We start from the raw sequence: 23,619 nt of genomic DNA, 5'->3' as shown, positions 1-23,619 counted from the left end.
AAAACTATCTAAGTAAATCATTTTAGGAGGATTCCATTGAGGATACTAATCAGCATCATCCTTTTATTATTTGCTTTAACAGGCTGTTCATTTAGTGAAGGTTCTGAGGAAAAAGCCTCTGCAAAAAAGTCAGAGCAAAAAGAAGCAACTTCTGGTTCGGTTAAAAAAGATGTTTATGTACCAAACCCGCAAGTCTCTGATGACATCAATCTTGTGAAAGTAGGAGAAACAGTCAGTGATGATAAGGGTGAGATTACTTTAAAAGAGTACAAGCAAGTGAACAAAAAAATTAAGGTTGGATCGGTCGAAATGCTGGTCAAAGACGTTAAGGTCATCCACTTCGTGCCAGATTACAGCATGATTGACTTTTTTCATGGATATACCCATGACGAAGAATTTGATTTTATTAAAGTAGCGGTTGAAACGAAGAATACGTCAAAGGAACCGGTGAAGTTTACTCCTGTTGCTTACTTAAAAATGAATAGTGGAGAGCACAAAACGTGGGAGGATGACATTTATCTTGAATCCTTAACGGGAGAGCTTGGAGCAAATAGTACGAAAAGAGGTAACATGGGTTTCATCCTTGACCAAACAGAAGATTATCAGTCTGTCGAATTGTTAACAAGCGATGCGGTTAATAAACAAGGAAAAAGTATTACTACTGCTGAAAAGATAGTAGTGGAGTTCTAAGCATCAAAAAAGTGCCAGGCAAGAGGACCTGGCACTTCTTCATGTGTAATTCTTAAACATAAACTGAGTCTTTGCTATTTTGAATAAAAATTTTCTGTAAAGTAAGGCTGCATTTCCGTGTTGAATGCCACGCCGACACCGAGTAATTCAAACTCTTCTTTTAGGATATTTTTACGGTGACCTAGGGAGTTCATAAGACCTTCATGGGCATAAATTGCACTAAATTGTCCGTAGGCCAAATTTTCTCCAGCGTATGAAAAAGCAATCTCATCTTCTGACATACGGTCGAAAGGTGATTGACCTTCTAGATTTACATGGTTGAAATAGTTGTTGGCAGCCATGTCAGCACTGTGTTCCCTAGCCGTTTCTTTTATCCGGTCATCCCATTGCAGGACAGATAACCCGTGAATCACTCTTGAGGCATTTGTTAAGTCAAATAGTTGACCTTCAAATCCTTCTTTTAATTGTGGGGTTGATTTCCCATACATTCCGGATTTTCTATTTTCTAAATCAAGACTAATTATTTGGATGGCGGATACGATATCATTCTCATGTTTATCGTAATAAACGGTGATATAACTATTGTCCATTTTGAACAAATCAAAGTCTCTGTCTTCTTGAAGTTGATAAAAGACAAGCCCTTTTTGAATCTTGTTTAATGGTTCGCCAAGCCGTTCTCGTAAGGCTTGTTTACTGCTCCCTCGTTTAATGCCAATAGTAGAAGAAATCAGGTCCTGATTCGTGTATAGACCGGCCACCTTTTGTTGCTGATCATATGCAACCATGAAAAAGTTCTGATAGTTTTCATGATAGGTATTCCACAATACTCCATATTCGTTCATGGTTGCTCTTTTAGGCTTCCCCAATTTTTGTTCTACTTCCGTTTGTGTGTCGCCTATCTCGATATTATGAACTGAAAAGATATGAGCTTCTGGAGCTGTTAAAGAAGGTTTTTCAGCTTTTGGGACGCGATTAGCATCTTGTTGTGGAAGTTTTTCAACAGCAAGTTGAATATCTGCCGCCAATTCATTGATCTTACCGTAAAATTGTTTCACTTCCTCAAAGTCTACATCTTGTAAATCTGATCGAATGTTTGCAATCATATGATCTATGTCCAAGCTTTTGATTGAATCCTTAATGCTTGGAGAAAAAGCATAAACGAAAAATAAACTTGCTAATAATATTAATATTCCTCTCACGAGAGATCCCCGCTTTCTTCACTCTTATCTTAGAAAAGTTGGACTTCTTTATCATTCTAGCCAATTCGAATGAATAAGAAGCATACATAAGCAACAAGAATGACAATTGAGTCATTTTTGACGATAATAGATTAAGGTTATTTAGCTACCCTTTTTAAGCTTATATGAAACAGGGCATAAATAGAATTTAAAGGATGCGACGATATGAAGATAGTACTCGTAACGCCTAATTTTCATCAACCGCGGGGTAATACCGTCACAGTACAAAGAATTGCAGACGGTCTTAAAACGTTCGGAATAACAACTGAGATTGTGTCGGTAACAGAGGAAGGTGCTGCTAACGTTCTACCTGCAGCAGATTTGATACATGGATTTCATGCTTATCGCTTTTACAAATTTTTGGAGAAACTAGAGCATAAGGTTGAATCCTACATCGTCACTATTACAGGAACCGATTTGTATCAAGACCTGTTTAATGATGAAAAGCGCTTGGACGTTGTCCGTTCGTTGGCAGGGGCAGCAGCCATCCATGTTTTTGATAAGAGGGCTAAACAGTTATTGGAAAAAGAAATACCGTCAGTAGCCAATAGAGTTCATATCATTCCGCAGGCCAACAGCTTTTTTCCAAAGACTAAAATCAACTTTGAGAAGGAAACCGGTACGTTCCTATTTGTACTACCCGCGGGAATTAGGAAAGTCAAGAACATCCCCTTTGCCATCAATTCTTTGAAAAAGCTGTATACTCAAAACGATCGTGTAAGGTTATGGATTGTTGGGCCAGTGATTGAAGAGGATGAAGGTCTTGCCGTTAAGGAATTATTAGAAGAAAATAAGAATTGGGCAAAGTACATGGGGGCAGTGCCACATTCGATGATGGGAGCAGTCCTCCTAGAAGCGGATGTTGTCTTAAATACTTCTCATTCAGAAGGTCAATCGACTGCTATCCTTGAAGCAATGGGGTTCGGAATACCTGTCTTGGTATCTTCCAATGATGGAAACCGAAGTATTGTTTCACATGAACGAACAGGTTTTGTATATAATGAAGAAAGTGATTTCCTTGTGTACGCTGAAAAGCTGATCAATAACAGTGATGGAAGGAAAGAAATAGGACAAGCCGCAATACGATACGTAAATGAAAATCATAATCGTCATTCAGAGGCCGTTGCCCTAAAGCGTATTTACGAAAATGTATTATCAGAAAAAGGAGGGCATAACATGTCTGAAAGAGAAATCATCAAGTTAACTTCTCTATCTTCTAAAGGTGGTTGAGGCTGCAAAATTGGTCCAGAGGACCTGGCGCAGGTTCTGCGTCACTTACCTAAAAACGTTCCCGATCCAAATTTATTAGTAGGTTTGGACACATCCGATGATGCGGGTGTATACAAGATTAATGATGAAACAGCATTAGTACAAACACTAGATTATTTTACGCCAATCGTTGATGACCCATATATGTTTGGTCAGATTGCGGCTGCAAACGCCCTTAGCGATGTGTATGCGATGGGTGGAAAACCGATTACCGTCATGAATATTGTCGGGTTCCCTATTACTAAATTAGATAAAAGCATCTTAGCAGACATTCTTGCCGGTGCTTCACATAAAGTCAGTGAATCTGGCGCAGTCTTGGTTGGAGGACATTCCATCGATGATCAGGAGCCAAAGTTTGGTTTATCGGTCACTGGAACGGTTCATCCTGAGAGAATCCGTACAAATGCCGGAGCAAAACCTGGTGACAAGCTGATTTTAACAAAGCCGATTGGTGTCGGTATTTTAACGACAGCGATCAAAAATGACTTACTTTCAAAAGAAGATACGGATGAAGTGGTCGGATGGATGGCAACCTTGAATAAAACCGCAGCTGAGGTCATGGAAGATTATACGGTTCATGCCTGTACAGATGTAACTGGATTTGGACTTCTCGGACATACCCTTGAAATAGCCAAAGGAAGCGAAGTAGGAATCAAAATCAACAGCAAGAACGTTCCTATTTTGGCAAGAACGAGAGAGTTAGCAGAGAAAAACGTCATTCCTGGCGGTTCTCGAAAAAATCATAAATGGTTATCTGGGAATATCGATTACAGCAATGAAATCGATGAAATTGACCAATTGATCTTATGTGACGCTGTTACTTCAGGCGGTTTGGTCATTTCAGTTCGTGGCGAAGAAGCTGAAGACCTTGTCGCAGCTTTACATGCCAAAGGTGTACCTGGGGCTATTATTGGTGAAGTGACAGAAGAAGGTAGAGGGCGCATTCGTGTTGTATAAAATGAAAACCACAGTCTGAAATGAGACTGTGGTTTTTTGTAAATGATGTGGATGTGTACTTTTTGTGACACTTGACGAATCAGTATCCAAATTAGAAAGATTAATGGACAAATTAGAAAGATTAATGGACAAATTAGAAAGATTTAACGCCAATCAGGACAAATGAATGCCAAATCTAGAAAAATTGTAATGAGTTGAATTCATATAAAAACAGAAAGGACGATACCGATGCGAAAATCACCTTGAATTGTGGATTGTACTAGAGTCGTGTACGACTCTGATGTTCCTAGTATCATGACAAAAGCAGAAACCAATGGGGAAAAGCAGGTGATTTTGACATTTGATGATGGTCCAAGCAGAGTTTTGCCTCAAATTTTAGATATATTGAAGGCTGAAAAAGTACCTGCCATCTTCTTTTGGCAATCTCGTCTACTTTACCCACAAAGAGAATGGAAGCGTGTTTTCGACGAAGGTCATCAAATAGGTACTCATTCAACCAAACATGTTAATTTAACGCAGCTATCTTATGAAAAACAATATTATGATATTAAAAACAGCGTAGATAAAATGGAGAGAACCATAGGAAAGAAAGTAACGCTTTTTCGACCGCCATTCGGACAATTTAACGATGATACTTTAGCGGTTGCAAAAGAACTTCAATTACAAGTTGTCATGTGGAGACTCTCCTCTTTTGATTGGGAACTTGCTAACAATCCACAGCAGATTATCGAATACATTGTTGATCATTTAGAGGACGGAGCGATTATTCTTTTACATGAGCTAAGACAGACGGTTTCTGTCTTGCCTCAACTTATCCAAGCGATTAGAGAAAAAGGATACGGTTTTGGAACTTTAGAAAAATAAACACAACATAGGCCAACTCTTCTACGAGTTGGCCTATGTTGATCGTCTAATACTTATCTGTGACTACTAATCGGTACACCATTTGATTTACCTTTTGTCATGGATTGGAATTGACCAAGAACTTTATCACGTGCTTTTTTATTGGTCATAATATAAGTAGCCGCTCCAATTGCTAAGGAACCAAGCATCTTATTTTTTGAAATGGCGGAATTCGTTGAGGTGATTTTTCTATCAGAAAGAGAAGATTCTGCAGATCCATTTTTCTTTGACTTTTTCATAGATTGAAACTGGTCCATCAATTTTTGACGTGCTTGTTTATTTTGCATGAGATAACTTGCGGCACTTATAGCAAGTGAACTGATTAATTTAGGATTCATAAATAAAACCTCCATTTGCTTTTCCTGTTATATTCCCGTTGTACGAGCATTAAAACAAATGGAAAGGTTAGAGGTGAGAATGGTTGATCTTATTGAACGGAGTAACAGGCTTTTTTGACGAAAAAAATAAACCACCGAATCTTCAAGATAGCAAGTTATTTAAACAAGTTTGCTATCATGTCGTGAACAAACTCGACGGAAAGTTGGTCGGTTTTAAATTGCCACATACCACCGCAAATTTTCATCATGCTACCATACGGATATCAGAAAAAGTAACACATTTATTATTGAATCCTTATTATAACTTCCTAGCGTTAGCATCATCTGTTAGTTTTGAACAAATCGTCTTTATAGATGATTCATTGCTAAACAAGGAGTTCATGGATTACTTTAGAGTCTTATCTTCTGCAGAGCTAAATATGTCATTAAGTGTCATGCAACGAGCGGGAAAATTTGTCCTAGATCATTTAAACGAACTGAATACCTTCGAATTGCAACAAATCGCTTATTGGAAACCCGAAACGGTTGGAGAAGTCATCTTCAATCAATGGGATTGATCTTTATAAAATAAAGATCCAAAAAAGAATAGCTAAAACAAATCGGTACAGGGCAAAAGGGATCAGCTTTATTTTATTAATCAAATGAAGAAAGAATTTAATTGCAATGATGGCGACCACAAAGGCTGTTAGGAAACCTGTCATAAAGAGTGGCAAATCATTTGCATTCAAAAAGCTCCAACTTTCGAATAAATCCTTTCCTGATGCTGCAAACATAATCGGAATGGCCATGATAAAAGTAAATTCAGCGGCCGTCTTGTGGGTCATGCCTACAAATAGACCACCTGATAACGTAGCGCCTGATCTCGAAAAACCTGGAACGAGTGCCAAGCATTGAAACAATCCTACCGCCAAAGCTTGTTTAAACGTAATTTGATCAAGATTCTGTGTGGAGGTGACAGGCTTGAATTTCTCTGCAGCTATCATGAAAAGTCCTCCTGCAACAAGGGAAATGACCACGGTTTGCGGTTGAAATAAAACGTTCTTAATGTAGTTGTAAAAAAGAAGTCCACCTAAACAGAAGGGGAGTATTCCAATCGCAATGTGAAAAATGCTCAAGTGACCTTCGGAAGAAGTTTTGTCACTCCGCTGTAACCCTAATATTGTGAGTATTTTTTTCCAGAAGAGAACCACTACGGCTAGAATAGATCCAAACTGAATGACGACCTCAAATGTTTTGGCTCTGACAGTTCCTTCAAATCCTAATAAATGACCAGTCAAAATTAAATGTCCCGTTGACGATACTGGGGCGAACTCTGTGAGTCCTTCCACAATTCCCATAATAATACCGATAATTATATCCATCATAATCTCCTTTAAATCAATGAATATCTACTCTATTAAAGTAGAAAATGGTAGCGATGAATCCTATTATGGAAGCAATCGCAATAACAGCGTACGAGTACTCAGGGGGATATGTGGTCAACATGGTGTTATTGGCGATATCTCCTGCAGCTGCCCATGGAAATAAGCCGCGATGTTCAGAATTTCCACCCATCACATTGATTAAGGTGATGACGATCGTACAAATAATCGTCGGCACGTAATTTTTCATATATAGTGCAAGAAACATAATCGGACTAGAAAGAATGAATAGCAAGATGCCTCCGAGCAAGAACTGTTTTAGACTTCTCAGAATGAGTGATTTCGTCAACCCGTCAAACTGCGCTAAATATCCTAGCCCTAATGTGAGAATCCAGGCTACAGTAGTCAATAGCAGGATCCACGCTAACAGAATAAAGGCTTTGCTCGCAAGTAAACTAAAACGAGAAACAGGAATTGTCAGCAAATTCTTGATGGTATCTTCAAGAAATTCTCGAATAAACAAATACCCGGTTACGACTCCATATAGAGGAACCCCAATGATCAAGATTGTATACAAATTCACTTGGAAGAAAAGTTCGGCAAATAGGATGGGATCAGTTGGCTGCTTTGTTTTCATGTGTAAATAGGATGCAACGACAATCAAAATCGGTGCAACAGCTGCTCCGAGGAGACTAATCAAAAGCATTTTGCTTCGTTTAAGTTTTAGGAACTCGGTATAAAGAAGATTAACCAATTGTGCCACCTCCAACGAGGGAAGTAAAATAGTCTTCAAGGCGATCTTCACTAAGATGAATCCTTTGCACTTCGATGCCATGTTGTACAAAGTGACGGTTTATTTCACCTTGTATTCCAATGTGTGAGTATACGCGAATTAACCCTTCTTCTAGAATTTCGAAATCGGATATTCCAAAAGTTTGCTCAAGTAACATGGCAGATTTATTGTCATTGCTCACTTGAAACTCCATAAATTTACGGTTCCTTTTTTGTAGATTCTCAATTGAGATTTCCTCAAGTAATCTACCTTCGTGAATGATACCAATTCGATCCACGATTTGCTCAATTTCTGACAAAATATGACTAGAAATCAAAATCGTCATATTTCGTTCCACGGAGAGCCTTTTAATCAATCTTCGCATCTCTTTTATACCAATGGGATCCAAGCCGTTTGTGGGTTCATCCAGTATGAGCAATTCTGGGTAATGAAGAAGGGCTCTTGCAATCCCAAGCCTTTGTTTCATCCCTAAGGAATATTTTCCGACTAACTTTTTATGTTCATTTTGAAGCCCAACGATTTCGAGAACTTCTTCAATTGCATTTTTCTTTTTTAACCCCAAGATTCTTGCGTTGATCAGGAGATTTTCCTTGGCGGTAAGGTTTTCGTAAAAACCTGGAACTTCTACAATGGATCCGATTCGCTTTAGAATTTCATGATGATTTTCTTTTAATTCTTCACCGAAAATATGAATGTGACCTTGCGATGGTTTTATCAAGCCTAATAACATTCTAATTGTGGTCGTTTTACCTGCACCATTGCGGCCAAGAAATCCATAAATTTCACCTTGCTGAACAGTGAGATTAAGATGGTCAACAGACTTTTGTTCACCATATATTTTTGTTAGATTTGTCGTTTGGATGATGATACTCATTTTTAGAACACCTTCTTTCCTTTCGCTTATGATTCTATGATAAGCAAAAGGTTTTAAATGCTTCTGAACTAATTCTTAACTGTTTCTTAATTGTGTATTTGTTTCGGCAGTGTAAGATAAAAGGCAGTCTTTTTCCAAGGAGTGCTTTCAACCCAAATCTGACCTTCGTTTTTCACGGTAAGTGCTTTAGTGATGGCAAGCCCTAGACCGCTGCCACCGTTACTGGCATTTCTCGATGCATCGCTCCGGAACATCCTTTCAAACACGCTATTAATGTGCTCCTTTCGTATGCCGGGACCCTTGTCCCAAACTTCGAGCTGATAATGGTGAGCGCTTTCAGTCAAGCTAACTCCAACTACTTGTCCTGCTAAGCCATGTTGGAGAGCATTGCTCATGAGATTTGTTAGAATTCTGATCACACTCAAACGGTCTGCCCAAATGTCACAATTCTTGTCCGGAAGGTTGACAGTCAATTCACAATCATATTTCTTGATCTCAGGTAAAAATTCTATTAAGACTTCGCGGGTGAGTTCAGCTAAATTCACTGATTCAAAATTCATTTGAATTTCATCAGAATCAAGCTTCGCCATCATGAAAATTTCATCTATCAATTGTTTGAGATGATTAGATTTGTTAACGATGATATCAAGATATTTATCTCTTTCATATTCTGAAGCCGCAATATCATCTTTCAATGCCTCCACATAGCCGGTAATGGATGTGAGTGGTGTACGTATATCGTGTGAAATGCTTGAAAGTAGACTTTTTCTAGCTTCTTGAGATTGAATGGACTCAATTCGGATACTTTCCAATTGACCAATTAATTCATTTATCTTAAAAATCACTTCATTCACTGCGTGATCTTGATTGGCGAATAGCCTTGTTTTAAGGTTTCCTTTCAATACACGAGATAGTTCGATTCTCATTCTTTTTAAGAAATTTAGAAATCGCAGTCGTTCTGAGATCATTATCAGTGAAATTAACGTGTAGATTGAAAGAATGATAATGACATAGGGACGAAAGGATTCTATGGCAAAAATAAGAAGGCTTACCATCATGAAAAATTGCAAGACAATGAGTATAATGATTTTGTCAGTCCTCATATTTTTCACCACTAAACTTATAACCAATCCCCCAAACGGTTTGGATGATTGTTGGATTCGATGGGTCTTGCTCAATTTTTTTTCGAAGCTTACGGATATGTACCATCACCGTGTTATCATCTTCAATATAATTACTGTCCCAAATTTGTCTGAAAAGCTGTGATTTCGTAAAAACCTGTTCTGGATTGCTCGCAAAAAACTTAAGTAACTCAAGCTCCTTACCGGTTAAATTGATTTCTTTTCCGTTGACAGTAACCGTATATTTCTTCAAATCTAAAGTAAGATTCTTGTACTTAAGTATGGAATCTACTTGCGATAGACCTTCACTTCCCAGTACCATATATCTGCGCATAAGCGCCTTCACTCTTGCAACAACTTCGTTCATACTGAACGGTTTAGTAATATAATCGTCTGCTCCAATGCTTAAGCCTAATACTTTATCAAGCTCTTGATCTTTAGCTGTAAGCATTAATATCGGAATGTTCGTTTGATTGCGAAGCCGTCTACAAACCTCGATACCATCCATTTTTGGCATCATTAAATCAAGGATAACGAGCTGGTATGATTTCTGTTTGAACATGCTAAGAACTTCTTCACCGTTCGAAGCTTCGTCTACGGAATACCATTCTCTCTCGAGATACTTTCGCACCAAACCTCTAATCTCTTTATCATCGTCGGCAATTAAGACACGTATGTCAGTCATTACTTCACCTATTTCTAAAAAATTTCTTAAACTAAATTTTACCATAAATTTCCCTTTGGATAGTTTATTAGAAAGGGGGAAGGTATTGATTTGAAAAATTGAAGAAAATAAAAAGCACTTGCTTCTTATTTGACACGAAGCAAATGCTTGAATTGGTTGTAGATTAGGTTAGCTATTGAAGAATAGAGATGTTGCTAGATGTGAATTTGGCTTTGGATATGGTCCGTGCACATATTAATGACTTGCTCTGTCGTTACAATGGTAGCGAATTCTTCATTCAGATTTACCAATGTCATATTATGAATGGTTTCGGCTGTATAGAGTTTGCCATCAGGTCCTAAACGATCAAAAGTTGCGGTTGCATCGCTTACTAGAAATGTATTAAATCCAAGATTTCCAGCCATTCTTGTAGTCGTTTCAACACAGTGATTTGTCGTAAGACCCACAATCACTACTGTATCAATTTCACGGGACCTTAAACTGCTTTCCAAATTCGTACCGATAAAGGAACTGTTAACGCTTTTCCGGATGATTGTTTCTTCTGGTAATGGCTTTATAAAATCCTTAAACTCATAGGCTGGATGGAAAGAGCCTTCCACGTGTTGGATATGGATAATGGGTCTTTTTGTTTCTCTCCATTTTTCGATGAGAGAAGCAATGTTTTCCTCAGCTTGAGGGTTATTTCTGTTTCCCCATCTCGGATTTTCAAACATCTTTTGCACATCAACTATAATCAAAGCGCTATTGGCTGGTAATAAATTCATCACATTCATCCTCCTTTATTAATTAAAATTGTATATCCTTTCGGGATGGAAATTAATGCAAAAAATAAAGTGTTGAGGCTTCAAAACTTAGAAATATCAATTAAATGAATGGTATTTCTTAGCATTCTTAAGGTGGTTATTTTTTGAGAAGTTGAGAAGGGGAGATCATTCAAATTTAATGCCCACTGAAAAAATTCAGTAGGCTAAAATGGGAAGATTAGAGTTTAATAAATCGTATAGGTTTGCCCTGTTTGAGCACCCTCAACACTTTTTCGAAAAGCTAATGCAACTCTTTGGGATGGGACAGGCTCGAATCCAGGGAAAAATGGGCCATATTTTTCGCTCGATTCTCTTAAGATATTGGGACTGATATTATTGATGCGAATTCCACGAGGCATTTCAACTGCAGCCGACTGAACAAAAGCTCTGATAGCTCCGCATGCCATTGCTGCAGATGATCCACCCGCGATTGGATCATCCATGGTGATTCCTGTTGTCAAAGTGAAGCTTCCCTTATCGTTCACATGATTGAGCCCGAGTAAAACAAGATTAACCTGCCCTTTTAATTTACTTTCAATTGAAATTTCATTGTTTTCCGGGGTCATTTCAACCAGTGAACCAAAGTGTGTATTTCCTGCTGCACTAATTACCGCATCACTTTGCCGACTTGCTCGTACATGGCCGCTATGCTAGAAGGTGAAGTGATATCTACCGTAATGTCTGCTTCTTTCCTGCCAGCAGAAATTATTTCATGAGTTGCTGCTAGTTCTTTGCTAACAGCCTTGCCAACTGTACCATTTGCCCCAATAACAAGAATCCTCATTGTATTTCCTCCTTTAAGACGGTTGATTTTAAGAATGGTAATATTTTGAAAATGACATCAATTTATCATACCCCTATACGGTATGTAAAGCGGTTTGTTTTCGTGAAAATATTGAAAATATAAAGTTCATGAAAAAAAGGAACCGATTTCGGTTCCTCAAAAAAATTATTCCTGTTCTGGATTCCAGTCTTGTACGTGATTCGTTTCTAAAATACCTAATGTAACATCGCCAATGTCAGAGTCAGTTAACAACTTGTCGCGGACACGGAATTTGATATCGTCTGCCACGGCAAGAGTCAATCCCTCTCTTAACTCAATATAGCTATCAACATGATACTTACGTCCTTCTTGGAGGATTCTTATCGTTCTTATGTCAACAACATCCGGATCGCTTAAAATCATTTCTCCGACTCTAATCTCCACTTCTTTCGGGGCGGCTACTCCAATTAATCCAATCGTGTTTTCATAGCCTATCTTTACGGCAATTCCTGATAATAATAAACCAATTAAAATGGTTCCAACCCCATCTAAGGCATAAAGGCCTGTAAAATGTGCAACGACAATAGATACTAATGCTAGTAGAGCTCCAAAAGTTGCGATGATATCTTCATAAAAAACAAGTCTGGTTGGAGGGGAAGCAAGGTTCACATTCTTAAACGCTTTCCTGATGATTTGAATTCCAGTAGCTTGTACTCTCGTTTCATGGATGATTTCCTTCATTGCCTTAAATAATATGAATCCGTCTACTGCGACTGCCAGCAACATAATAAGAACATTTAGTCCAAGACTTCCTGAAGACTTTGGATGCTGGATAAGCTCCCAGCCCTTAATAATAGTCTCATAAGCCATAATAGAAATGACAATTACGGCAATCAAGACGAAAAGATTGACCACTCTTCCGAATCCGGTTGGAAATCTTTTGGTGGGAGCCTTTTCCGCGATTGCACTTCCTAAAAAGACAAATCCTTGATTAAGAGCATCTGCTGCTGAATGCATGGCTGTTGCCAACATGGTTCCATTGCCGCTAATCACCGCAGCAATTCCTTTAGCGATAGTTAGAACGGTGTTACCTAAAGCAGCTATTCCAGATGACTTATTGCCTTTCTTTAAGAATTCGATTATCGACATCTTATCACCTCATATGTAATCTCCTACCATTGTTCTCTAGATTCCCTATTTTTATCAAATGAATGCATCGTCGAAAATATGAATTTATATGTATGCGAGGATAATGATGTCATAATTAATCCAAATGAAAAAGAAACCCTCGTTTTCCAAGAGTTTCCTCTGATAATTGGTTGTTATGAGGTCATGCAGAAGTTAATACTAGCCTTTCAAGATGCTGACCGGCAACATAATCATAAAGCATGATAGGCTCAATTAAAGATTGGGCCTTTTTTTCTTTTAAGATTTCTGCCAATAACGCTAAATCATCAAGTATGTATACCTCATTTGCTGCTAATTCACAACAACACTCAAGATAGCGCCAAAAGAAAAATTCTTGATCCTGTGTCGTTCCTTCCTTGTGTTCAATCAAAACATCTACAATATTCTCTACTATTTCTCTATTCATCGAATCATCCCCCAAAAGATTCTCTAAGATTGCATTGAAACTACCGAATATTCAAACTAGTTATATTATCTTATATTAATATAAGGTTGGCAACTATGTTTCCGAATAGAAGAGAAAATCTCAAAATTTCTTTGTTTGGAGTGTTAAGACGTTAAAGGAAAGAGGATAAAAAATAAGGGTTGCTAATAAGATTAAATTCGGATAGTATGAATTTATCGAACTATATATTGATTAAATTATTACTATAAAACTATATATTGTGTTGCCTTAAGATAAGATGCCGCAAGGCTTAATTGGGAATCTGGTGCAAATCCAGAACTGCCCCCGCAACTGTAAATGCTGACGAAATGAACAAACCACTGTATAACGTGCTTAGAAAATAGGTGCCTATATGGGAAGGGTTCAAAGTAGACGGAAGCATAAGTCAGGAGACCTGTCTTACTTTAAGATGTTTCAACTTCCTCGGGGATTGGGAAGATGAAACGGTGGCGACAAAAGGCAGGATTAAAAGCTTCTGACAGTTGTGGATTTTTGTAGGGCCTCTGCTTTTTGATGTTATCGTTTCATCCGCTCAATTCATTGAGCGGATTTTTTCTATTACAGGAGGGATTATCGATGATGTCACAAGCCCAAAGCGAAATGAAAGAACTTTTACAAGAAATTGAGGAGATGGCGGTTCATTACAAGCTAGATGTTACTGAATTAACAAAGCAAATCATAGAGTTAGAGCTTTCTGAAGAACAGGCAAATCAACACGCCTTGTTTCATGCATTAAACAAGATTGCGATAGACCAGCCTAATTGGACATTCGTTGCTGCTAGACTTTATCTTAACGAATTATACGGTAGTGCCTCGCAAAACCGTAATTATGACCGCACTATGAAATACGGTGATTTCTATCTATTGATTAAGACTTTGACACAAATGGGAATTTATTCTCCTGAACTACTAAATTTGTATACGCAAGAAGAAATTAGAGAACTCTCTAGCATCATCGATCCTTCTCGCGATGAATTATTCAACTACATAGGACTATTTCTTTTTGCAGACAGATATTTAGCACGAGATTATGAGCGAAAAGTGTATGAACTTCCACAAGAAAGATTTATGGTTATTGCAATGACGCTCATGAAGGCTGAAGCTGAACATAAGCGCATGTCCCTAGTAAAAGAAGCTTATTGGGCGTTGAGCAATTTATATATGACAGTAGCAACACCGACTTTGTCAAACGCAGGTAAAAGCTTTGGACAGCTGTCTTCCTGTTTTATTGATACAGTGGATGATTCCTTAGATGGCATTTATATGAACAATTGGGATATTGCTAGATTGAGCAAGGGTGGCGGAGGTATCGGAATTTATTACGGAAAAGTAAGAGCACTTGGTTCTGATATCAAGAAATTCAAAGGAATGTCTTCTGGCGTCGTACCATGGATCCGCCTTATCAATGATACGGCTGTCAGTGTCGACCAACTTGGACAACGCCAGGGTGCAATCGCTATCTATCTGGATCTATTCCATAAAGATATCATGAATGGCTTCCTCGACTTGAAGACGAATAATGGTGATGAGAGACGGAAAGCACATGATATTTTCACTGGAGTTACTGTACCAGATTTGTTTATGGAAAAACTACAGGAAACTGATGCAAATGGTAGAAGCATTGGTCAGTGGCATACATTCTGTCCTCATCAGGTGAAAAAAATGATGGGTTGGAAAGACGAAAATGGAAATCCACTAGGACTTGAGGATTTTTATGACGATATAGAGAAAAGACTTTTTACAGAAAAATATTACGAGGCAGTAAACAATCCGCTTCTGCCACGGAAAACGTACAGGGCAATGGATATCATGGCTCGAATCATGGTAGCCCAACTGGAGACTGGGACACCATACATGTTTTATAGAGATGAAGTAAACCGACAAAATCCAAATAAGCATTTATTGGGAGAAGGCAGGACGTCGATCTATTGCAGCAATCTATGTACTGAAATAGCGCAAAACATGTCAGCTACCACCATTGTAAAAGAGTATCAGGATGATGAGGGCAATCAAATCATCGTGCGCAAACCAGGCGATTTTGTCGTTTGTAATCTCTCTTCCATTAATCTGGCAAAAGCGGTACCTGCAGATGTGCTAGAAAGGTTAATCAGAATTCAAGTTAGAATGCTTGATAACGTCATTGATTTGAATACGATATCCGTTGGACAGGCTCAACTAACCAACAAGAAATTCAGGGCTGTTGGTCTTGGTACATTTGGCTGGCATCACCTGCTCGCACTGAAGGGGATTCATTGGGAGTCTGAGGAAGCCGTCCGTTATGCTGATAAACTGTTTGAGGACATCGCCTTCTTTACCATTCGATCATCAATGGAGATTTCGAATGAAAAAGGGGCATACAGCAAATTTGAAGGATCAGAGTGGGAGAGTGGTAAATACTTCGAACGAAGAGGTTATCATTCCAACCGATGGCTTCAACTTAAAGAGGAAGTAGCCAGAAATGGATTGAGAAATGGGTGGCTGATGGCGGTTGCTCCCAATTCTTCCACTGCAAAAATTGGAGGCTCCACTGATGGAATCGATCCTTTGTACGCCGTTGAATATGCCGAAGAAAAAAAGAATTTCAAGTTTAAAGTAACGGCTCCGGACTTGGATCATTTTACTTATAACTTCTATCGTCGTGCTCGCCACGAACTAGATCAATTATGGAGTATCCGTCAGAACGCAGCTCGTCAGCGCCATATTGATCAGGGTATAAGTTTCAATCTATATGTCAGGAATGATATCAAGGCAAAAGAATTATTGAATCTCCATCTTGAAGCATGGAAACAGGGACTAAAAACAACTTATTATGTCAGAAGCACCTCGCAGTCCGAGATTGATGAGTGTGAAGCATGCCACAGTTAACTGATGGAGGTAAATGAAGATGAATATTGACGCACCTTTAAGAAAAATTAAGTTGCTAAATCCAAATGATCCAAATCGATCGACGGCCATTATTAATGGTCAATCTTCAGGGTTATTAAATTGGAATGATATTGCCTATCCACAAATGTATGACTTTTATCAAACTTTATTAGCTAACTTTTGGAAAGCCCAAGAGATTAACATGCAAGATGATATCAAGCAATGGGATGCCCTTACTCCGGTGGAGCAGGATACATTTCTAAAGGTGAGTACTCAGTTAGCGAGTCTTGATAGTCTGCAAACTCCGATGATGAGTCAGGTACTTGATTATGTGACAGATTCGAGCTTCAAAGCAATATTTGCCGTCATCTCTCAACAAGAGGCAGTTCATAACGAGTCCTATTCCTATATCTTAAGTTCACTTGTTCCTTTAGGTGAGCAGAATGATCGATTTAATCAGGCAAAGGACGACCCAATCGTTCGAAAACGTAACAAACTCATTTTGGATTCGTATGAAAAATTTAGAGGCAACCCTTCACCACAAAATTTATTTGAGTTAGCAATTAACTCTATCAACTTAGAAGGAATCTATTTTTATGCAGGATTTGCATTCTTTTACAATTTAGCCCGCCAACAGAAAATGTTAAAGACGAGCACGATGATCAGCTACATCCAACGAGACGAATTGCAGCACGCTTATTTTATCTCCCAGTTTGTCCGAATCCTCTTAACCGAGAATCCTGAACTGAATTCGGAAAGGAATATCCAATATATTTATGACACCATTGGAGAGGCAGTAGGCCTTGAGAAGGAATGGGCTTTCTTCATATTAAAAGATATGAACGGAATCGATTTGGATGAGTTTGCGAGATATGTAGAGTATTTGGCCAATAAAAGGCTAAGGCAGCTTGGCTTGGAAAACCTTTATGAGGATCGTGATAACCCGATGCCGTGGATTCACGTTTTCAGCGATGAAATGATTAACGAAACAAAGTCCGATTTCTTTGAACAAAAATCACGTACATACACCAAAGTATCACAATCGAATGGTTTTGATGAATTGTAGAAAGAAAGTGGCTATTATTTACGCGTCTATTACGGGGAATACAAAGGAACTCATAGAAATCCTCTGTGACTTTTTCCAAGAATATCCGATTAAGGTTTATAAGTTTCAAGTGGGCGATTTCCAATTACCAAATTTGAGTCAATTCGATGCTGTGATAATCGGAACCTATACATGGGGGAGTGGGGAAATTCCTGAAGAAATGATCCCTATCTATCAATCTTTTGAAATGAAGGATGTTAACAAACTTGTGACTGGAGTGGCTGGAACGGGTGACAAATTCTACCCTAACTATTGTGGAGCAGTGGATAAATTTAGGGATATGCTTTTCGTCCACACGGAACTTGCCGCAACGTTAAAAATAGAGCTAAATCCTCAAACAAAAGATCTAACTAAATGTAAGCAGTTTGTTGATAGTCTTGTAAGGCGTATGGCTTAGTTTAGTAAGCGTAGTAGACTTATCAAAGAATGAATTCTGTCATTCATATGAGAGAAAAGCTGGCAACTGAAAAAGATTATAGGGAATTATGAATTTTGGATAGTTAATCAGAAATTGATAAGGATAATAATGATTCATGAAGTCAACAGATTTAAACCTGTTGACTTTTTTTGGATGAAAAAGGGATTTTTAAATAAAAAACCTTTTCATTATATATATGTTTTAGTATAAAATGGAAAAGTAGTTTTAGGGGGGAAGATTGATCATATGCTAGGTTCAAGGGTATTCATTTTTATGTTGTTTTTTGCTTCTGTGGCTATTAGTTTTGCTTCTGATCGAGTGATCGTTCAAAAAGATGTATACCTAACAGCTCTTATCATCTATTTGTCTTTTTCGATATTAACTTTTCATCTTAGGACAATAAGCAAAAAAGGAAATTATTCTATTGACCAAGGAATCAATTACAGTTTGTCATTTGCCATTGTTACTGGTCCATTTGGATTATTCATTTTTGAATCAGTTTTCAGGATTGCTGTTTATTTTTATAAAAAGATAACGAACACAGATGATCCAGAAGAATTTATACATATTTTTTATAATATAGGTTCTTTCGTTCTTCAATACTCAATTGCATATATAATATTCAAAAACTTAAGTGACAGCTTCCTAAATATCCACTTTGGATATTGGATTTTAATGTTTTTATTAGTGACAGCAAGTGCAATTCTTTCGGATATGTTTTTAATCATAATGTTCGCAATATTAAGAGAAATCAGGACGAGACAAGAAATAATCCATTTCATTAAGAGCCGAAGTGTTATCGATATGGGGAAAAGTGCCCTTACTAACGGTTTGTTAATCGTTTTCCTTCAAGAAGGTAAATGGGAGATGCTACTCGGTCTGTTCATTCTAAATTATCTTGTGAGCCATTCCTTTATTTCAAAGTCCATATTTCTTGAAAATAAAATTGAGAGAGATAAATTTGAGCAAATGGCATATACCGACTTTCTAACAGGTGTAAACAATCGTGCATTTATGGATAAAAAAATGGCGGAGTTGAACCAGAGTAAAGAATGGATAGGGATTGTAGTTGCCGACATTGATAAATTTAAAAGGATTAACGATAACTATAATCACGCGGTAGGAGATCAAGTAATTCAGCATTTTGCTGCTACTTTAAAGAGCTATCTAAAAAAAGAGGATTTACTATTCAGAAGTGGCGGCGAAGAATTCACCATATTTCTCTTAAATAGAAAGTATGAACAAACGGAGACCTTGTTAAATCTAATCCGGCAAGGTGTTGAAAATAGTACGGTATCTGTCGACTATAATGGTGTTAATGTATCTATTTCCTATACCTCCTCATTTGGTTTATATTACTTCCATCTAAATGACAGTCAATCGATGGAGAAAGGGTACGTCCAAGCAGATCAATTAATGTACGAATCAAAACAAAAGGGGAAAAATCAACTATCTGCAAAAGGAATAATCTGATTTTACTGACATTTTAAAGGTTTAACAGTTCCAATGCTAAAAAGATACTTAGCTATCCAGCTATGTATCTTTTTTTTTACCATTTTTAACGATTTGCATATTCGAGTTCATAGAAGTAGTAGTCTATTGAGGAAATGTAATGAGACCAAAAGCGGTATTGAAGTTTAAGGTGGTGCTGACCTCATCCAATGTTAAAAAAGTATAGGAGATAATAAAAGAGTACTAGTGATAGCGCTTTCTGTAACCGGTTTCACACGTATAATTAAGTTGTAAGTAAATGAGACAAATTTAAGGGGGATAAAAATGAAGAAGAGTTGGAAAGCCATATCTTTAATGCTTGTTGTCATGTTATTCGCTATGATTCTTTCGGCTTGCAACAACAGTGGTAGCAAAGTAAGTGTAGGAATCGTATTACCAACGAAGGATGAGCCAAGATGGGTACAAGATGAGCAAAGATTCAAAGATGCCCTTAAAGGAACAGATTATACAACTGAAATCTTGTTTAGCCAAGGTTCTTCTGCTAAAGAAAAAGAGAATGTTGAAACGTTAATAAATAAAGGAATCAAAGTTTTAATCATTTGTCCTCAAGATGGCGATGCAGCTGCATCTGCTGTTGAAGCGGCTAAAAAAGAAGGAATCACAGTTATTTCCTATGACCGCCTCATCACAAATACAGATGCGGTAGATTACTACGTTACATTTGACAGTCTTGCAGTTGGTGCTGCTCAAGCACAATACCTAGTTGACAATGCGAAAGGTTCTGACGTTCCGTTATACCTATACGCGGGTGCTGCATCTGACAACAATGCGTTCTTATTCTTTGAAGGCGCATGGAAGGTTCTTCAACCTAAAATCGCAGATGGTACATTCAAAATTGCAAACTCTAGCGAAGCAGTTGCTCTGAAAGATACAGCGGATCTTTCCCGTGACCAATTAAGTAAGATTATCGGACAAGTTACAACGAACTGGGATGCAAACGAAGCGAAAAACAAAGCTCAAACGCATCTTACAGCGGTATCAGGCGACTTGAAAGGTGATGTTGCTGTACTTGCACCGAACGATGGAACTGCACGTTCAATCGCTGATGTATTCTCATCTGACAGCGCTGTTTCAAGCTTTGTTGTAACAGGTCAAGATGCTGAGAAAGCTTCTATTCAATACATCCTCGACAGCAAACAATCTATGACTGTATTCAAAGACGTTCGTACTCTTGTAAAAGATGCTATGGGTATGGCTGTTACAATCCTAGATGGTAAGAAACCTGAAACGACTGGTTCTTACGACAATGGCAAGGTCGATGTAAAAGCAAAACAAACAGACGTAATCGTTGTTGATAAAGAAAACGTGAAGAAGGAACTTGTTGAATCTGATTATTACAAAGCGAGCGACTTCACTGGACTGTAAAAGAAATTAAACATGTTTGGTGCGAAATAGTGATAGAGGCTTCTATCACTATTTCGCAATTGTAACTGTTGTTTAGTTAAGGGGGCGAAACGATGAGCGAATATATTTTGGAGATGAATCAAATTTCCAAGGAGTTTACAGGAGTCAAAGCGCTCACCAATGTCAATTTCAAAGTAAGAAAAGGCGAGATACATTGTTTAATAGGAGAAAACGGAGCGGGGAAGTCTACGCTAATGAAAGTACTTAGCGGCGTCTATCCTTACGGTACATATCAAGGTGACATCGTGTACGAGGGTCGTGTACAGCAGTTCAACAAAATCAATGATAGCGTCAAGACCGGCATCGCGATTATCTACCAAGAGCTTGCTTTGTTCCCGGATCTAACGGTCTATGAAAATATCTTTGCAGGTAACGAAGTGAAGCGCGGTGCATTCGTCGACTGGAATCAGACGATTGTACAGGCTAAGGAAATGCTGAGAAAAGTGAAGTTGAATGTGAATCCAGAAACGCTGGTTAAAGATCTGGGCGTTGGTAAACAACAACTCGTTGAAATTGCGAAAGCTTTAAGCAAGGATGTTAAGTTGCTCATATTGGATGAACCAACAGCTGCTCTCAATGAGGATGATAGTGAAAATTTATTAGAGCTTTTGGTGGAGCTTAAAAATCAAGGCATCACATGCATAATGATTTCACACAAACTAAAAGAAGTCATCTCGATTGCTGATAAGGCAACAATACTGCGCGATGGTCGAACCATTTGTACACTAGATGCATCCAAAGGTGAAATTTCTGAAAGTACGATCATCAAAAATATGGTTGGTCGCGAGATTGACGATATATATCCAAAAAGAACAAATCAAAAGATTGGCGATAAAATTCTTGAATTAAAATATTGGTCCGCATATGATGCTCAACTAGGCAGACAAGTCGTAAAGGATGTTCATCTCCATGTGAAAAAAGGTGAAATCGTAGGAATTGCCGGTTTGATGGGGTCTGGGCGAACTGAACTCGCACTAAGCGTTTTTGGTAACCCGAAGGCTTATAAACTCCAAGGGAATTTAGAATTGGATGGTCAACCAAAGGCATTCAAACATACGAGTGATGCTATAAAAGCAGGTATCGCCTATGTAACGGAAGATCGTAAGGGCGATGGATTGTTTTTGATTCAAGATATCAAGAGTAATGTTACTGCAGCGAATCTGCATAGTATCTCCTCAAATGGCGTTATTAACGAAAACGAAGAGGTGAAAATTGCAAATGAATATAAGAATTCATTGTATATTAAGGCACCTTCTTTGGAACAAATCGTTGGCAAATTGAGTGGAGGTAATCAACAAAAAGTATCTTTGGGTAAATGGCTTTTCGTCGGACCAAAGTTGCTGATTTTAGATGAACCGACACGCGGAATCGACGTCGGCGCAAAATTCGAAATCTATACCATTATGAACAAACTGATTAGCGAAGGTATGAGCATCATCATGATTTCATCAGAACTTGGAGAAGTACTGGGAATGAGTGATCGTGTGTATGTTATGGCCGAAGGTGAAATCAAAGGCGAGTTGTCGATAGACGATGCCGATCAAGAAAAAATTATGCAACTTGCTACGCAATAGGAGGTAAAACCTATGAACTTTTTTAATGAAGTGAAGTCATTAGTCAAAGTAAATATTCGTGACTATGGTATGTATATTGCCCTCATCGTAATTATGCTCACCTTTTCAATCATGACGGACGGACTGTTCATGTCATCGCGAAATATTAGTAATCTACTAGATTCTACTGGGTATATTGCTGTATTGGCTGTTGGAATGACGCTTGTTATCGTCATTCGGCACATCGATTTATCCGTCGGATTTGCAGCTGGATTTCTTGGTGCAATTGCGGCGATTCTCCTCACGCAAATGGGTGTGCCTATTTATTTAACTATCCCAATAATTCTTGTACTTGGAATTGTAATTGGTCTATTCAATGGCGTGCTAATAGCCAAAATCGGAATTCCTTCCTTTGTTGCAACACTTGCTGGAATGCTTATCTTCAGAGGGGCACTGCTACAGGTTACTGAAAAAACTGGAACAATCATCATTAAGGACGATCACTTCAATGCAATCGGTAACGGATTTATCCCTTCTATTGTTCAAGTAAATGGTTTGCATTTGCTCTCATTGATTGTGGGACTACTAGGGATTCTCATGTACATTTACAGCGAATTTTCCACACGTAGAAATAAACTTAAGTATCAGTTTGAAGTGGTTTCGAAAGGAATATTTACGCTTAAATTAGTGTGTGTTTCAGCAATCATCGCTTATGTTACTTGGATTTTAGCGGGTTACAATGGATTTTCTTGGACGGTTGTCATCATGCTTCTAGTTGTTGTCATCTATCACTTCCTCACAACGAAGACAGTGCTTGGCAGACATATTTATGCAGTGGGGAGTAACCCGGAAGCGGCTCATCTGAGCGGTATTAATGTTAAAAAAATAACTTATATCGTATTTGGATCAATGGGGATGTTATCTGCTCTTTCAGGCATTCTATTCACTTCTCGTTTGCAATCTGCTACAACTACGGCCGGAACATTGTTTGAACTTGATGCCATTGCAGCGGCTTATGTTGGCGGAGTTTCATCTGCGGGGGGAGTCGGAAAAGTAACGGGAGCCATTATCGGGGCCATCGTTATGGCATCTCTATCTAGCGGAATGAACCTGCTTGGAGTCGGGATTTCCTATCAATATATGATTAGAGGCGGAGTTTTGGCTGGAGCAGTTATCTTTGATGTTATGACTCGAAAAAAAGGAAGTTAGTTTTCTTGTTCTCATAATCTTTTTAGAAAAACAGTATTTCGTTTTAGCCGATTTCCAGTTTACTATTTTTTATGAGAACAGTCACACGGGGTACCTCAAAATGAGGGTGCCCCAAAAGTATTTTC

At 38.2% G+C, this 23,619-nt stretch carries 21 protein-coding genes, 2 pseudogenes and 1 riboswitch; of the genes and pseudogenes, 12 read left to right on the top strand and 11 right to left on the bottom strand.

The window, feature by feature from the left end; all coding sequences use genetic code 11:
• Positions 1 to 36: 36 nt before the first annotated feature.
• Positions 37 to 690 (top strand): DUF4352 domain-containing protein, encoded by a 654-nt coding sequence (locus BMZ31_RS15930; protein ID WP_090832923.1) that lies wholly within the window; start codon positions 37 to 39, stop codon positions 688 to 690.
• 74 nt (positions 691 to 764) lie between these two features.
• Here the strand turns inward: BMZ31_RS15930 and BMZ31_RS15925 are convergent, their stop codons facing one another.
• Entirely contained in the window at positions 765 to 1,889 is a 1,125-nt protein-coding gene (locus BMZ31_RS15925; RefSeq protein ID WP_254778880.1) for a CAP domain-containing protein, read from the bottom strand.
• 204 nt (positions 1,890 to 2,093) lie between these two features.
• Here BMZ31_RS15925 and BMZ31_RS20430 point away from each other — a divergent pair.
• The 3 genes and pseudogenes from BMZ31_RS20430 to BMZ31_RS15915 form a co-directional block, all read left to right on the top strand.
• Positions 2,094 to 3,050, top strand: a pseudogene (locus tag BMZ31_RS20430) (glycosyltransferase); the annotation flags it as partial.
• A 54-nt stretch (positions 3,051 to 3,104) separates the two neighbouring features.
• On the top strand, positions 3,105 to 4,154 hold the full coding sequence (selD, locus tag BMZ31_RS20425; protein WP_254778894.1) for a selenide, water dikinase SelD: 1,050 nt from the start codon (positions 3,105 to 3,107) through the stop codon (positions 4,152 to 4,154).
• A gap of 294 nt (positions 4,155 to 4,448) precedes the next feature.
• Positions 4,449 to 5,018, top strand: a complete 570-nt coding sequence (locus BMZ31_RS15915; protein ID WP_090833158.1) for a polysaccharide deacetylase family protein — start codon at positions 4,449 to 4,451, stop codon at positions 5,016 to 5,018.
• Between the two features lie 53 nt (positions 5,019 to 5,071).
• On the opposite strand, the gene BMZ31_RS15910 is transcribed toward BMZ31_RS15915, so the two are convergent.
• Positions 5,072 to 5,395 carry a hypothetical protein gene (locus BMZ31_RS15910; RefSeq protein ID WP_090832921.1) on the bottom strand — a complete coding sequence of 108 codons (324 nt, stop codon included), beginning with the start codon at positions 5,393 to 5,395 and terminating at the stop codon, positions 5,072 to 5,074.
• A gap of 83 nt (positions 5,396 to 5,478) precedes the next feature.
• On the opposite strand from BMZ31_RS15910, the gene BMZ31_RS15905 reads away from it, so the two are divergent.
• A complete protein-coding gene (locus BMZ31_RS15905) occupies positions 5,479 to 5,952 on the top strand; it encodes a hypothetical protein (protein ID WP_090832920.1) in 474 nt (157 codons plus the stop codon).
• Positions 5,953 to 5,955: 3 nt separating this feature from the next.
• Here the strand turns inward: BMZ31_RS15905 and bacA are convergent, their stop codons facing one another.
• From bacA to BMZ31_RS15860, 9 genes and pseudogenes are all read right to left on the bottom strand, one after another.
• Positions 5,956 to 6,759 carry an undecaprenyl-diphosphate phosphatase gene (gene bacA / locus BMZ31_RS15900; RefSeq protein ID WP_090832919.1) on the bottom strand — a complete coding sequence of 268 codons (804 nt, stop codon included), beginning with the start codon at positions 6,757 to 6,759 and terminating at the stop codon, positions 5,956 to 5,958.
• Between the two features lie 13 nt (positions 6,760 to 6,772).
• Positions 6,773 to 7,510 carry an ABC transporter permease gene (locus BMZ31_RS15895; protein WP_090832918.1) on the bottom strand — a complete coding sequence of 246 codons (738 nt, stop codon included), beginning with the start codon at positions 7,508 to 7,510 and terminating at the stop codon, positions 6,773 to 6,775.
• Positions 7,503 to 8,423 carry an ABC transporter ATP-binding protein gene (locus BMZ31_RS15890; protein WP_090832917.1) on the bottom strand — a complete coding sequence of 307 codons (921 nt, stop codon included), beginning with the start codon at positions 8,421 to 8,423 and terminating at the stop codon, positions 7,503 to 7,505. The genes BMZ31_RS15895 and BMZ31_RS15890 overlap by 8 nt, the downstream gene beginning before the upstream one ends.
• A gap of 86 nt (positions 8,424 to 8,509) precedes the next feature.
• The gene (locus BMZ31_RS15885; protein ID WP_090832916.1) at positions 8,510 to 9,526 is read right to left on the bottom strand and encodes a sensor histidine kinase; all 1,017 of its coding nucleotides are present in this window, start codon (positions 9,524 to 9,526) and stop codon (positions 8,510 to 8,512) included.
• Positions 9,516 to 10,229, bottom strand: coding sequence for a response regulator transcription factor (locus tag BMZ31_RS15880; protein ID WP_090833157.1), 714 nt, complete (start codon positions 10,227 to 10,229; stop codon positions 9,516 to 9,518). Before BMZ31_RS15880 ends, BMZ31_RS15885 begins: the two co-directional genes overlap by 11 nt.
• 194 nt (positions 10,230 to 10,423) lie before the next feature.
• On the bottom strand, positions 10,424 to 10,993 hold the full coding sequence (locus tag BMZ31_RS15875) for a cysteine hydrolase family protein (RefSeq protein ID WP_090832915.1): 570 nt from the start codon (positions 10,991 to 10,993) through the stop codon (positions 10,424 to 10,426).
• Positions 10,994 to 11,217: 224 nt separating this feature from the next.
• A pseudogene (locus BMZ31_RS15870) lies at positions 11,218 to 11,816 on the bottom strand (short chain dehydrogenase).
• A 165-nt stretch (positions 11,817 to 11,981) separates the two neighbouring features.
• Positions 11,982 to 12,944, bottom strand: a complete 963-nt coding sequence (locus BMZ31_RS15865; RefSeq protein ID WP_090832914.1) for a cation diffusion facilitator family transporter — start codon at positions 12,942 to 12,944, stop codon at positions 11,982 to 11,984.
• A gap of 181 nt (positions 12,945 to 13,125) precedes the next feature.
• Entirely contained in the window at positions 13,126 to 13,389 is a 264-nt protein-coding gene (locus BMZ31_RS15860) for a hypothetical protein (RefSeq protein WP_090832913.1), read from the bottom strand.
• Positions 13,390 to 13,647: 258 nt separating this feature from the next.
• Positions 13,648 to 13,845, top strand: a riboswitch (cobalamin riboswitch).
• A 159-nt stretch (positions 13,846 to 14,004) separates the two neighbouring features.
• On the opposite strand from BMZ31_RS15860, the gene BMZ31_RS15855 reads away from it, so the two are divergent.
• From BMZ31_RS15855 to BMZ31_RS15825, 7 genes are all read left to right on the top strand, one after another.
• Positions 14,005 to 16,293, top strand: a complete 2,289-nt coding sequence (locus BMZ31_RS15855) for a ribonucleoside-diphosphate reductase subunit alpha (protein ID WP_090832912.1) — start codon at positions 14,005 to 14,007, stop codon at positions 16,291 to 16,293.
• 19 nt (positions 16,294 to 16,312) lie between these two features.
• Entirely contained in the window at positions 16,313 to 17,359 is a 1,047-nt protein-coding gene (locus BMZ31_RS15850) for a ribonucleotide-diphosphate reductase subunit beta (protein ID WP_090832911.1), read from the top strand.
• Positions 17,349 to 17,795, top strand: a complete 447-nt coding sequence (locus BMZ31_RS15845; RefSeq protein WP_368086654.1) for a flavodoxin domain-containing protein — start codon at positions 17,349 to 17,351, stop codon at positions 17,793 to 17,795. Before BMZ31_RS15850 ends, BMZ31_RS15845 begins: the two co-directional genes overlap by 11 nt.
• A gap of 267 nt (positions 17,796 to 18,062) precedes the next feature.
• Positions 18,063 to 19,289, top strand: coding sequence for a GGDEF domain-containing protein (locus tag BMZ31_RS15840; protein ID WP_090832909.1), 1,227 nt, complete (start codon positions 18,063 to 18,065; stop codon positions 19,287 to 19,289).
• Between the two features lie 303 nt (positions 19,290 to 19,592).
• The gene (locus tag BMZ31_RS15835; protein ID WP_090832908.1) at positions 19,593 to 20,693 is read left to right on the top strand and encodes a sugar ABC transporter substrate-binding protein; all 1,101 of its coding nucleotides are present in this window, start codon (positions 19,593 to 19,595) and stop codon (positions 20,691 to 20,693) included.
• 92 nt (positions 20,694 to 20,785) lie between these two features.
• Entirely contained in the window at positions 20,786 to 22,306 is a 1,521-nt protein-coding gene (locus BMZ31_RS15830; RefSeq protein ID WP_090832907.1) for a sugar ABC transporter ATP-binding protein, read from the top strand.
• A gap of 12 nt (positions 22,307 to 22,318) precedes the next feature.
• Positions 22,319 to 23,494, top strand: a complete 1,176-nt coding sequence (locus BMZ31_RS15825; protein ID WP_090832906.1) for a sugar ABC transporter permease — start codon at positions 22,319 to 22,321, stop codon at positions 23,492 to 23,494.
• Positions 23,495 to 23,619 lie beyond the last annotated feature (125 nt).

The sequence above is a fragment of the Bacillus sp. cl95 genome, from assembly GCF_900115925.1.
GTDB lineage: Bacteria > Bacillota > Bacilli > Bacillales > Cytobacillaceae > Neobacillus_A.
This window is presented reverse-complemented; position numbering and strand designations above follow the sequence as displayed.

Excerpts from the sequence above, each read along its gene's own strand:
- BMZ31_RS15855 (WP_090832912.1), top strand. The coding sequence starts at position 14,005 with ATGATGTCACAAGCCCAAAGCGAAATGAAAGAACTTTTACAAGAAATT.
- BMZ31_RS15830 (WP_090832907.1), top strand. The coding sequence starts at position 20,786 with ATGAGCGAATATATTTTGGAGATGAATCAAATTTCCAAGGAGTTTACA.
- BMZ31_RS15915 (WP_090833158.1), top strand. The coding sequence starts at position 4,449 with ATGACAAAAGCAGAAACCAATGGGGAAAAGCAGGTGATTTTGACATTT.
- BMZ31_RS15885 (WP_090832916.1), bottom strand. The coding sequence starts at position 9,526 with ATGAGGACTGACAAAATCATTATACTCATTGTCTTGCAATTTTTCATG.
- BMZ31_RS15835 (WP_090832908.1), top strand. The coding sequence starts at position 19,593 with ATGAAGAAGAGTTGGAAAGCCATATCTTTAATGCTTGTTGTCATGTTA.
- BMZ31_RS15910 (WP_090832921.1), bottom strand. The coding sequence starts at position 5,395 with ATGAATCCTAAATTAATCAGTTCACTTGCTATAAGTGCCGCAAGTTAT.
- BMZ31_RS15840 (WP_090832909.1), top strand. The coding sequence starts at position 18,063 with ATGCTAGGTTCAAGGGTATTCATTTTTATGTTGTTTTTTGCTTCTGTG.
- bacA (WP_090832919.1), bottom strand. The coding sequence starts at position 6,759 with ATGATGGATATAATTATCGGTATTATTATGGGAATTGTGGAAGGACTC.
- BMZ31_RS15845 (WP_368086654.1), top strand. The coding sequence starts at position 17,349 with ATGAATTGTAGAAAGAAAGTGGCTATTATTTACGCGTCTATTACGGGG.
- BMZ31_RS15860 (WP_090832913.1), bottom strand. The coding sequence starts at position 13,389 with ATGAATAGAGAAATAGTAGAGAATATTGTAGATGTTTTGATTGAACAC.
- BMZ31_RS15865 (WP_090832914.1), bottom strand. The coding sequence starts at position 12,944 with ATGTCGATAATCGAATTCTTAAAGAAAGGCAATAAGTCATCTGGAATA.
- BMZ31_RS15850 (WP_090832911.1), top strand. The coding sequence starts at position 16,313 with ATGAATATTGACGCACCTTTAAGAAAAATTAAGTTGCTAAATCCAAAT.
- BMZ31_RS15890 (WP_090832917.1), bottom strand. The coding sequence starts at position 8,423 with ATGAGTATCATCATCCAAACGACAAATCTAACAAAAATATATGGTGAA.
- BMZ31_RS15880 (WP_090833157.1), bottom strand. The coding sequence starts at position 10,229 with ATGACTGACATACGTGTCTTAATTGCCGACGATGATAAAGAGATTAGA.
- BMZ31_RS15875 (WP_090832915.1), bottom strand. The coding sequence starts at position 10,993 with ATGAATTTATTACCAGCCAATAGCGCTTTGATTATAGTTGATGTGCAA.
- BMZ31_RS15825 (WP_090832906.1), top strand. The coding sequence starts at position 22,319 with ATGAACTTTTTTAATGAAGTGAAGTCATTAGTCAAAGTAAATATTCGT.